Genomic DNA, 10832 nt, shown 5'->3' on the forward strand with positions numbered 1-10832 from the left:
AGCCCCGCCGATGGCGATCGGCTCATCACCGGAAAAGGGCGGAATGGCGTGGGTATCTTTCCCCCAGAGCAGCATGGCCAGACCGCGGATCAGGATACTGCCGCCAATGGTGATGATGACCAGGTTGATCGGGGTTGCCTGCCGCAGCGGTCTGATGGCGAGCCGTTCGAACAAAATCCCGCCTACGGTGGCTGCCGCTATGGCACAGGGGATGGCCGCCCAGATCGGCAGGTTGAGAACCTCCAGAAAAAAGAGCGTCAGCATGCCGCCCAGCATGACGAATTCACCCTGGGCGAAGTTGATGATGCCGGTGGCGTTGTAGATGATCGAAAACCCGATGCCGATCAGGGCGTAGATCGCCCCGGTCGACAGGCCGGAAAGTGCGTATTGCAGTACCTGGTCAAACTGCATGATGTGCTCCGGATTAAACTCGGTAATGCACGGCGAACCGTGGCTGACAGCTATTTCAACAGCGCCCAGTCTTTGTTCTTGATCTCTATCATTACGAATGCATCCTTGGTCAGTCCGGCATGATCGCTTTCCGAATAATTGAATACCCCGCTGATACCGGAGAAGTGCCTGGTCTTCTCCAACTGGTCACGAATGGTTGCCGGGCTGTTGGCACCCTTCTCAACGGCATTTTTAATCAACATGATCGAATCCCAGGCATGCCCGCCAAAGGTGTCGGCCTCGGCCTTGAAGTGGTTCTGATAGTCTTTGAGAAAGGCCAGCAAAGATTTTTTCTGCGGGTCGGAGGCAGGGAGCATGTCCGCCACCAATGCCCTGCCGGATGGCAGCCTGAGCCCCTCGGCGGCATCACCGGCCAGTTCGATGAATTTTTTGGAAGAGACCCCGTGGCTCATATAGAGCGGCGTCTTGATACCGAGCTGGCGAACATTTTTTGCGATGATCGCCGGACCGGGATTGGTACCCCAGCAGATCACGGCCTGGGCCTGGGAACCGCGGATTTTTGTCAACTGGGCCGTCATATCCGTATCCTTGGGGCCATAGGTGTCGTCGGATACGATTTTGATGCCGTATTTCCCCGCCAGGGCCTTGAGCTGTTCGCGGCCGGACGCCCCAAAGCCGTCCGAGACGGTCAATAGTGCCACGTTGGTCTGTCTGGTTTTTTGCAGATGCTCATAGATCTTTGCTACAGCCAGGGCATCATTCTGGGGGGTCTTGAAGACCCACTTCTTAACCGGCTCGGTAATCTTGACACTGGCTGCACAAGAAATCAGCGGGATCTGCTCCTTCTCGACCACCGGGATCACAGCCATGCTCTCGCCGGATGTGCTGGGGCCGACAATGGCGACAACCTTGTCATTCTTGATCAGCCTGGTGGCCAGTTGCACCGCCTTGGTGGCATCTCCGGCAGTGTCGTACACAATCAGTTCCAGCTTGCGCCCTTTGACCCCACCTGCCTTGTTGATCTCATCCACCACCATTTGGGCTGTATTGCGCTCCGGTGCGCCCAGGAAGGATGCCGGCCCGGTCACTGAGAACAGTGCGCCGATTTTGATCGTATCTGCGGCAAACGATACGGTCGAACAGGCAAGACACAAAAAGATGATGCAGCAAACTACCTGGATTGTTTTCATGAGACCCTCCGCTCGATTATTTTCTTTGCCAATGCTTCCAGACCCGGTGACGGTTTCGCGTAATGGCATGATTTCCCCCTTATAGAGATGTTTACCTACGGATTAACCTTCTACCCCGATACTGCTTTCTCTAGCCGCCCCCTTCTTTAATTTTTTGCAACATAATGTTATATGTGTAACTGGCTGCATAGTCAGCATGTTGCGCTATTTAAAAAATAAAATATTCAACATTAGCAAAATATTGTTCTACTTTATGTTTTGGGCTAAAAAACACCCACTGAGAACGGTCAGTGGGGCCAAGCCGATTATTTGGGTTCGAGCGCCTTTACAAGGGCGCGGAGCGTGGTGTTGTACGGGGTGGGCATGCCGGCGCGGGCGCCGTATTCGATGATCTTGCCGTTGATGAAGTCGACCTCGGTCCGGCGGCCCGCCTCGATATCCTGCAGCATGGACGGCTTGTGGTGGCCGGCATCCTTGATGTAGTCGACGCAGAAGGGATAGTAATCCGGACCAAGGGCGAATTCGTTGGCCCGGGCAACCGCTACCCCCTCCTTCAGGAGCGAGTCCACCAGGTTGACGAGGATGGGATCGTTCATGACCTCGAACATGGTCTTGCCGGTTATGGCGCAGACCGGATTCATGCAGGAGTTGTTGACCGCCTTGCTCCAGACCATGTTGCGGATCTGGTCGGTGTGGTGGGTATCAAGTCCGCACTCGGTGAGCACGTTGCAGATGCCGATCGCCGCCTCCTTGGAGGCGGGGTCCAGTTCCTGGAGAAAATGGGGACGATGGTGGAACGCCAATCTGATATGGCTGGGTCCCACCGGTACGCTGCCGAAATTGACCACGGCCCGCATTACCGATTTGACGCCGAGGCTCTGCGACAGGACCCGCTCGGTGTCGATGCCGTTTTGCCAGCTGACGAAGTAGCGACCTTCACTGACAAACTTTTCCAGCACGGAGGCAAGGAGCGGCAGGGCCGTGGCCTTGACGGTGACGAAGACGACATCGGGCGGGTCTGCGGCGAGGTCGTCGACGCGGGTAATGATCCTTGTCACCCTGGCCTGGAAGTTATCGGCCCCCTCAAGGAGTATCCCCGGATTAAGGGCCGGCTCCAGGAGGCTCGGCACGACATCGCACAGTGTCACGTCATACCCACCCCTGGCGAGAAAGGCGGCAACGATCCCTCCCACCGGCCCGGCGCCGATGACTGCGAACTTCTTTGGCTTGTAGCTGCTCTCACTATTCATATACGCTCCTTGAACCATCTGCACGACCGGCCGGATCCCCTCCGGTGACTGCCGACACTGGATAGGATACAGAACGCTGAACGGCTACCCCTTTGTATCGAGAATGCCGAAGGCCTCGGCATCCAGCAGAGTCACACCGTTTGCCCGCAACGCCTCGATCGCCAGGTCGATATCGTTGAAGCAGAAGATCATCACTGCCTTGCCGAAGGTGGCCCCGGCTACGGCGTACATGTATTCCACATTCACCCTGGTGCCGAGAAACAGCTCCAGCACCTGCGAAAGGCTGCCCGGCGTATCGTCGATCTCGATGGCAACCACATCGTCGACGCGGGCAGGGACATATTTCTCCATCATGATGCGGCGGGCGGTGTCAATGTCGGAGACCAGTATCCTGAGGACGCCGAAGTCGTGGGAGCTGTCGCAGATGCAGTGGGCCCGCAGGTTGATGCCGGCAGCGCCGAACGCCTTGGTTACCTCGTAGAGGCGGCCGGGCGCGTTTTCCAGAAAGATGGAGAGCTGTTTCAGTTTCATGGGGTTCTCCCTTGTCAGTTTCAGGCTGCGGGGCGTTGCTTCGATTCCAGCGCCTTGACGAGACCGTGGATCATGGTGTTGTACGGCGTGGGCATCCCGGCCTGGGCACCGTATTCGACGATCTTGCCGTTGATGTAGTCAACCTCGGTCCTGCGGCCCGCCTCGATGTCCTGCAGCATGGACGGCTTATGGTTGCCGGCGTTCTTGATGTAGTTGACGCAGTAGGGGTAGAAGTCCGAACCGAGCGAGAACTCGTTGGCCCGGGCCACGGCGACCCCTTCCTTGATCAGGGCATCCACCAGGTTGAAGAGGATCGGGTCGATGATGATCTCGATCATGGTCTTGCCGGTGACGGCGCAGATGGCGTTCATGCAGGAGTTCATGACCGTCTTGCGCCAGACCTTGTCGGTGATCTGCTCGGTATGCCGGGTCTCCAGGCCGCACTCGGTGAAGACGTTGCAGATGCCGATGGCCGCCTCCCGTGACGCCGGGTCGAGCTCCTGGATGAAGTGGGGGCGGTGGTGGAAGGCGATCCGGACATGGGCCGGCGCCAGCGGCACGCAGCCGTAGTTCACGACCCCCCGCATGACCGCCTTGCGGCCGAGGTGCTCCGCCAGGACCAGTTCGGTGTCGATGCCGTTTTGCCAGCTGATCACATACCGCCCCTCGGCCACGAACCCTTCCAGGGCGGAGGCGATCAACGGCAGGGCCGTGGCCTTGACGGTGACCACGATGACGTCGGGCGGATCGAGGACAAGGTCATCCACGCTGGTGGTGACCCTGGCCACCTTTGCCTGGAGGTTGTCGGCCCCCTCGAGGATGATGCCGGGGTTCAGGGCCGGTTCCAGCAGGGCCGGGATGACGTCGCAGAGGGTGACCTCATAGCCGCCCTTTGCCAGGAAGGCAGCGACGATCGCGCCGACCGGCCCGGCGCCGATGACCGCGAATTTTGTTGGTTTGTAACTGCTCTCTTCCTTCATGGCACTGACTCCTTGAAGCCGGCTAAATCTGGCCCGGATTGTCGTGGATACCGAACGACTCGGCATCGAGGATCTTGATGCCGTTCTTCTGCAACAGAGCGATCGCCTGATCGTTGTCACTGAAGCGGAAGACCATCACCGCCTTTCCCGAGCTGCCGGTGCCGGCCAGGGCATACATGTAGTCCACGTTCACCCTGTTTTCCAGGAACAGCTTGAGTACGCTGTTGGCCAGGCTGCCGGGGGTATCGTCGATCTCGATGGCAACGACATCGTCGACCCGTGCCGGCAGCTGCTTTTCCATGATCACCCGGCGGGCCTTGACCACATCCGACACGAGGATGCGCAGCACCCCGAAGCCGGCGGTGTCGCAGATGCTTAAGGAGCGCAGGTTGATCCCCACCTCGCCGAGGGCATGGGTTGCCTCGTAGAGGCGACCGGGTGAGTTTTCGAGAAATACGGATAATTGCTTCAGCTTCATGGGAACCTCCCAGTGTTCCGGATTCGGCAGTTGGAGCTATCCTTCGTTCGTCAGAGTCGCTGTTTCTATGGCTCCAAGGCTCATTCCGCGCAGTCGATCAACTCGCCCTACGGGCTCAAACAGGATCGACTGCTTTTGCTCCATTTCGCCTGGAGCCATCACGAAACAGCGCCCAACGGCTCTCTGCGGATAACTCCAACTGCCGGCAGTGCCCAGAGCCGGCCGAAGCGGCTCAGGCAGCGGCAACGCCCCCGCGGAGCGCCTTCAGGTTGACGTCGACCCCTTTGCCCTGGGACAGCTCCGCCACGACCCCCTCGATGACACCGGACTCCAGGGGGAGACCCTTCATGACCGAGCCGACCATGACCATGTTGACCGCCTTGGCATTGCCCGCTTCATGGGCGATGGAGAGGGCCTCGATACCGTGGGCGTTTTTGCACCGCCCCGTGATCTGCTCCTCCACATCGGTCGGATAGGTCGCGAGGCCTGAGGCCACGGTGCTCGGGTTGATGGTGACCCGGTTGTAGACGACCTTCCCGCCGGGTTTGAGGTAGTGGAGGTAACGCAGCGCCTCCAGCGGCTCGAAGGAGATGAGGATGTCGGCAGTGCCGGGCATGACCACCGGGGAGCTGACCTTGTCGCCGATCCGGACAAAGGAGATGACGCTGCCCCCGCGCTGGGCCATGCCGTGGACCTCGTTCTGCTTGACATCCATGCCGCTCTTGAGGGCGCTTTCGGCGAGCACCTTGGAGGCCATCAGCACCCCCTGGCCGCCAACTCCCGCGATTACTATGTTGAACACGTTCATTATTTCCTCCCCTCCTCAGGCTTCGGACATTGCGTCGAATTTACAGAGCTGTGAGCAGACGCCGCAGCCGTTGCAGATGTTGGGATCGATCCGGACCTTCGGCTTGTCGTCGCCGGCGGCGGTGAGCCCGAGCGCCACGCAGGCGGCCTTGAGACAGGCCCGACAGCCGGTGCATTTGTCCTGCTGGACGGTAATGGTCGGTTTTTTCACCCGGTAGCGCAGGATGCAGGGGTTCTTGTCGATGAGCACGTAGGGGCCGGGGGTCTCCAGCCCTTTCTTTATGGCGGCCTCGGTGGCTGCCAGGTCGTAGGTGTTGATCTCCACCACATGTTCCACACCGAGCACCTTGACGAGATCCTTGATGTTCACCTGCCCGGCCGGCTCGCCCTGCAGGACCCGGCCGGAGCCGGGGTTCTCCTGGCCGCCGGTCATCCCGGTGGTCCGGTTGTCCATGATGATGACCAGGGCGTTGCTCTTGTTGTAGGCCATGCTCAACAGGCCGGTGATCCCGGAATGGAAGAAGGTGGAGTCGCCGATGACCGCCACCGGCTTCTCGGTCCGGCCGGCGATCTCGTTGACCTTGGCCATGCCGTGGGCCGCGCTGATGCTCGCCCCCATGCAGATGGTGGAATGCATGGCGCTCATGGGGGGGAGAGCACCTAAGGTGTAGCAGCCGATGTCGCCGGAAACGAACGCCTTGAGCTTGCTCAGGATGGAGAAGAGGCCGCGGTGGGCGCAGCCCGGGCAGAAGGTGGGGGGGCGCTGGGGAAGCCCCTCGACAGGCGCGGCGCTCTCTGCTACGGCGTCGCCGGCCGCAGCGCGGACGATGTCGGCGCTGACCTCGCCGCAGAGGGAAATCCGGTCCTTGCCGATGTCGACCCGGACGCCTGCGGCCCGGATCTGCTCCTCGAAGATGGCGTCCATCTCCTCGACGATCATCAGCCGCTTGACACTCCCCGCAAACTCGCGGATCTTGTTCATCGGCAGCGGATGGACCAAGCCGAGCTTGAGCACCGAGGCGTTCGGATAGGCCTCTTTGACATGCTGGTACGAGACGCCTGAGGTGATGATCCCCAGTTCCTTGTCCCCCATCTCCACCCGGTTGAGGGGCGAGGTTTCGGCAAACGCCTGCAGCTTGAGCAGCCGCGCTTCCACCTCCAGATGCTTGATCTTGCCGAAGTTGGGGAGCATGACGTACTTGGGGACGTTCCTGACCCACTCGCCGACCTGCGGCTCGATCTTTGCCGTTTGCTCCACCACCCCCTTGGCATGGGAGATCCGGGTGGTGGTGCGGAGCATCACCGGCGTGTCGAACTGCTCGGAGATCTCGAACCCGGCCCGGACAAAGTCGTACGCCTCCTGGGAGTCGGCCGGGTCCAGCATCGGCACCTTGGCGAATTTCGCGTAGTTGCGGCTGTCCTGCTCGTTCTGGGAGGAGTGCATCCCCGGGTCGTCGGCCACCATCAGGATCAGGCCGGCGTTGACACCGGTATAGGTGAGGGTCATCAGCGCATCGGCGGCCACGTTCACCCCCACATGCTTCATGGTGGACAGGCTCCGGCCGCCGGCGATGGAGGCGCCGATGGCCGCCTCCAGGGCAACCTTCTCGTTGGGTGCCCACTCGCAGTAGACCTCACCCAGACGGGCCACCTCTTCCAGGGTTTCGGTGCTCGGGGTTCCGGGGTAGCCGGAGGCAAAAACGCCGCCCGAATCACCAAAACTCAAAGCGATAGCTTCGTTTCCAGATATTATCTTCTTCATGTACACCACCCTTTCAATAGATCGTTTGCTCGAAAACAGTTCAACGTGTCACATTTGGTTTTCGTCCCATCGGGACAGAATGCCTGTAACCGGGGGATTAATCCCCCGGTGTGGGGGACTAATTCTTCAGTCACGTACGTGACGAAAGAACATATGGCTTGAATCCCGGCGATAAATCGCCGGGCTACAGGCATTCTGTCCCTACGGGACGTACGCTATTTCGGCCGGTTGTCGATGTACCGCTTGGCCTTGCCTTCGCTGCGCGGGATTGAACCGGGGGCAACCAGGGTGACCGTGACCGTTATGCCGATGATGTCCTTGATATCCTTTTCAAGATTCATCTTTATTTCCCGGGTCGCCACGTCATCGGTTACCCGTTGGTGATCGCTTATCTTGAACGTTTCCCCGACATACTTGTAGGCATACTGGTCGATTACCTCGACCTGGACTTCAACCTCGTCCAGGGCTCCCTGACGGTCGACCACAACCAGGTAGTTGGGCGTGACGCCGTGGTGCTGGAGAACAATCGATTCAATCTGGGAGGGGAAGAAGTTCACCCCCCGGATGATCAGCATGTCGTCGGAGCGCCCCGTCACTTTCTTCATCTTGATCAATGTGCGACCACACGCGCAGGGTTCAAGAGACAGCCGGGTAATGTCCTTGGTACGGTAACGCAGCAAAGGCTGTCCTTCATTGGCGATATTGGTGAAGACCAGCTCGCCTTCATCGCCGATCGGGAGCACCTCACCGGTTGCCGGGTTAATAATTTCAGGGTAGAAATAATCCTCATTGATATGCAGGCCATTACGCGCTTCGTGACATTCGCAGGCAACGCCCGGGCCGATGATCTCGGAGAGTCCGTAAATGTCGCAGGCCTTGATCCCGAAATTTTCCTGGATCTTCCCGCGCATCTCCTCGGTCCAGAACTCCGCGCCCAATACCGCAGTACGGAGATTCAGCTTTTTGAAATCGACTCCCATCTCGACGCCCACTTCATGGATATACATCAGGAAAGAGGGGGTTACCGTGAGGGCCGTGGTGCCGAAATCCTGCATCAGCATGATCTGTTTCTGGGTATTGCCGCCCGAGATCGGAATGACCGACGCACCGATCCGTACCCCGCCGTAGTGGGCACCCACACCGCCGGTAAAGAGTCCGTAACCATAGATGTTCTGCAGGACATCCTTGCTGGTGATGCCGGCACTGGTCAGACACCGGGCCATGACTTCGGACCAAGTCTCGATATCATTTCGGGTGTAGCCGACCACGATCGGTTTCCCGGTTGTCCCGGAGGTGGCATGATATTCCACCACATCATCCCGGTGGGCGGTGAACATATTGAAGGGATAGTTATCCCTCAGGTCGTCCTTGACGGTAAAGGGGAGTCTCCTTATATCGTCCAGCGACCTGATGTCGCCCGGCTTCACTCCCGCTTCGTCGAGCCTTTTTTTGTAAACCGGATTTTTCTCATACACATAGCTGACGGTTTTCTGCAGTCTGCCGAGCTGAATGCTCTGCATCTCGCTACGGCTGCATGTCTCGTCCTTATTCCAGACCATGGTCTCACCTCGATCTATTCAGTGTGATGTCGCGTTCAATCGGTCTCTTCCGTTACAGGTAGTTCAGCTCCCTGGCCTGCCTGGTGATTTCGTCGCGGAATTGCGGGGCCGCAATGTTGATGAGCGCCTGGGCGCGCTGGCGGACGCTCTTGCCGTACAGTTCCGCCACCCCGTACTCCGTTGCCACATAGTGGACATGGTTGCGGCTGGTTACCACACCGGCGCCATGTTTCAGCATCGGCACGATCTTGCTGATAACGGTCCCGTCCCTGAGGACGGAACTGCTCGGCATGGCGATGATCGGCACCCCCCCTCTGGAGCGGGATGCGCCATAGATGAAGTCCAGCTGCCCCCCCACGGCCGAATACATCCTGGGGCCGATGCTGTCGGCACAGACCTGGCCGGTGAGATCCACCTCGATGGCGGCGTTTATCGCCACCTGCCGGTCGTTCTGCGCCACCACGAACGGGTCGTTGACGTACTCGGTGCGGTGCAGTTCGATCATCGGGTTGTTGTTCGCCCAGTCATAGAGACGTTTGGTGCCCAGGAGGAACCCGCAGATGATCTTGCCATGATGGAGGGTCTTGCGGGAACAGTTCACCACCCCCGCCTCCACCAGGTCGACAACCCCGTCGGAGATCAGTTCGGAATGGATGCCCAGGTCCTTTTTGCTGTACAGATGCTTGAGCACGGCGTCGGGAATGGCACCGATCCCCAGTTGCATGGTCGCGCCGTCGGGGATCAGGTCGGCAATGTTGGCAGCGATCTTTTCCACCACCTCCTGATCGGCCTCTTCGCCCATGGCATGCTCGCTGATCGGGCAGTCCAGGGGCACGATGTGATGCATCCGGTCAACGTGCATAAAGGTATCGCCCAGCGTGCGCGGCATCTGTTTGTTGACCTGGGCAATGACGGTTTTGGCGACTTCAGCGGCCGATATGGTCAGTCCCGACTCCGCCCCCAGGGAACAGAATCCGTTCTCATCGGGCGGCGAAACATGGATCAGCGCTACATCCAGCGGCAGGTGGCCGTTCTTGAACAAAAGGGGAAATTCGGACAGCATGACCGGCGTGAAATCGGCGCGACCTTCATTGACGGCCTTGCGGACATTGGCGCTGATGAACATCGTATTGACCCGCAGATGCCCTGCCATCTCGGGAGAGACATAATCCGAAGGGCAGATGGCCAGCGGGTGACAGATCTCGACGTCTTCCAGTTCCGGGGCGCGTCTCACCAGCGCATCCAGCAGGTGCAGCGGCACCGAGGCGTTGCCGGTCAGGAACAACCGGTCTCCGGACTTGATCGACTTGACAGCCTCGTCCGGAGTCGTCACCCGTGAATTGTAGCTATCTTGCCAGTTCAGCATGGTCTCACCTTTTCATTAATCCCGCCCGTTCCGGGTGGAGTTGGCGCCCTACTTCTCTTCCGAGTAGTCGTAGAAACCTTTGCCTGCTTTGCGTCCCACGTAACCGGCCTTGATCATGTTCCTCAAGAGGCCGGGAGCGGCGAAGCGCTCCTGCTTCATGTAGTCGTGGAAGATGTTGATGACGTGGTACCCGATGTCCACGCCGGCAAAGTCCTGGAACTCCAGCGGCCCCATCGGCATGTTGCACCCCAGTTTCATGGCGGTGTCGATGTCCTCGGCCGAGGCCACCCCTTCCTCCAGGAGCCGCACGGCGTCGATGATGTAGGGGACGAACAGCCGGTTGACCACGAAGCCGGGGGTGTCCTTGCAGGTGATGGCGGTCTTGCCGATCTTCTTCGCCATGGCCAGGGCCAGGTCCTTGGTCTCCACCGCGGTCTGCAGGGCCGGGATGACCTCGACCAGTTTCATCATCGGCACCGGGTTGAAGAAGTGCATCCC

General features: G+C 59.4%; 11 protein-coding genes. All 11 read right to left on the reverse strand.

Annotated elements, in window-relative coordinates; all coding sequences use genetic code 11:
* Positions 1 to 411: branched-chain amino acid ABC transporter permease (locus tag JN12_RS19915; RefSeq protein WP_145026168.1), on the reverse strand; the 411-nt coding region annotated here is incomplete at its 3' end.
* A gap of 50 nt (positions 412 to 461) precedes the next feature.
* Positions 462 to 1601: an ABC transporter substrate-binding protein gene (locus tag JN12_RS19920; protein ID WP_145026170.1), complete on the reverse strand. Its 1140-nt coding sequence runs from the start codon at positions 1599 to 1601 to the stop codon at positions 462 to 464.
* Between the two features lie 305 nt (positions 1602 to 1906).
* Positions 1907 to 2851 carry a ketopantoate reductase family protein gene (locus JN12_RS19925; RefSeq protein ID WP_145026175.1) on the reverse strand — a complete coding sequence of 315 codons (945 nt, stop codon included), beginning with the start codon at positions 2849 to 2851 and terminating at the stop codon, positions 1907 to 1909.
* An 84-nt stretch (positions 2852 to 2935) separates the two neighbouring features.
* The gene (locus JN12_RS19930) at positions 2936 to 3382 is read right to left on the reverse strand and encodes an amino acid-binding protein (protein WP_145026178.1); all 447 of its coding nucleotides are present in this window, start codon (positions 3380 to 3382) and stop codon (positions 2936 to 2938) included.
* A 20-nt stretch (positions 3383 to 3402) separates the two neighbouring features.
* Entirely contained in the window at positions 3403 to 4362 is a 960-nt protein-coding gene (locus tag JN12_RS19935) for a ketopantoate reductase family protein (protein ID WP_145026181.1), read from the reverse strand.
* Positions 4363 to 4384: 22 nt separating this feature from the next.
* Complete coding sequence (locus JN12_RS19940; protein WP_145026184.1) at positions 4385 to 4840, reverse strand: amino acid-binding protein; 456 nt, start codon at positions 4838 to 4840, stop codon at positions 4385 to 4387.
* 232 nt (positions 4841 to 5072) lie between these two features.
* Positions 5073 to 5648, reverse strand: a complete 576-nt coding sequence (locus tag JN12_RS19945; RefSeq protein WP_145026187.1) for an indolepyruvate oxidoreductase subunit beta — start codon at positions 5646 to 5648, stop codon at positions 5073 to 5075.
* Positions 5649 to 5663: 15 nt separating this feature from the next.
* Positions 5664 to 7409 carry an indolepyruvate ferredoxin oxidoreductase subunit alpha gene (gene iorA / locus JN12_RS19950; protein ID WP_145026190.1) on the reverse strand — a complete coding sequence of 582 codons (1746 nt, stop codon included), beginning with the start codon at positions 7407 to 7409 and terminating at the stop codon, positions 5664 to 5666.
* Positions 7410 to 7624: 215 nt separating this feature from the next.
* A complete protein-coding gene (locus JN12_RS19955) occupies positions 7625 to 8968 on the reverse strand; it encodes a phenylacetate--CoA ligase family protein (RefSeq protein ID WP_145026193.1) in 1344 nt (447 codons plus the stop codon).
* 52 nt (positions 8969 to 9020) lie between these two features.
* The gene (locus JN12_RS19960; RefSeq protein ID WP_145026196.1) at positions 9021 to 10334 is read right to left on the reverse strand and encodes an acetyl-CoA hydrolase/transferase family protein; all 1314 of its coding nucleotides are present in this window, start codon (positions 10332 to 10334) and stop codon (positions 9021 to 9023) included.
* Positions 10335 to 10382: 48 nt separating this feature from the next.
* The coding region (locus tag JN12_RS19965) for a 3-hydroxyacyl-CoA dehydrogenase family protein (RefSeq protein WP_145026199.1) at positions 10383 to 10832 on the reverse strand (450 nt) is incomplete at its 5' end.

Source organism: Geobacter argillaceus, from assembly GCF_007830735.1.
GTDB classification, from domain to species: domain Bacteria; phylum Desulfobacterota; class Desulfuromonadia; order Geobacterales; family DSM-12255; genus Geomobilibacter; species Geomobilibacter argillaceus.

Bases quoted from the DNA above. Each gene is read 5' to 3' on its own strand.
- JN12_RS19930 (WP_145026178.1), bottom strand. From the start codon at position 3,382: ATGAAACTGAAACAGCTCTCCATCTTTCTGGAAAACGCGCCCGGCCGC.
- JN12_RS19940 (WP_145026184.1), bottom strand. From the start codon at position 4,840: ATGAAGCTGAAGCAATTATCCGTATTTCTCGAAAACTCACCCGGTCGC.
- JN12_RS19955 (WP_145026193.1), bottom strand. From the start codon at position 8,968: ATGGTCTGGAATAAGGACGAGACATGCAGCCGTAGCGAGATGCAGAGC.
- iorA (WP_145026190.1), bottom strand. From the start codon at position 7,409: ATGAAGAAGATAATATCTGGAAACGAAGCTATCGCTTTGAGTTTTGGT.
- JN12_RS19935 (WP_145026181.1), bottom strand. From the start codon at position 4,362: ATGAAGGAAGAGAGCAGTTACAAACCAACAAAATTCGCGGTCATCGGC.
- JN12_RS19945 (WP_145026187.1), bottom strand. From the start codon at position 5,648: ATGAACGTGTTCAACATAGTAATCGCGGGAGTTGGCGGCCAGGGGGTG.
- JN12_RS19925 (WP_145026175.1), bottom strand. From the start codon at position 2,851: ATGAATAGTGAGAGCAGCTACAAGCCAAAGAAGTTCGCAGTCATCGGC.
- JN12_RS19960 (WP_145026196.1), bottom strand. From the start codon at position 10,334: ATGCTGAACTGGCAAGATAGCTACAATTCACGGGTGACGACTCCGGAC.
- JN12_RS19920 (WP_145026170.1), bottom strand. From the start codon at position 1,601: ATGAAAACAATCCAGGTAGTTTGCTGCATCATCTTTTTGTGTCTTGCC.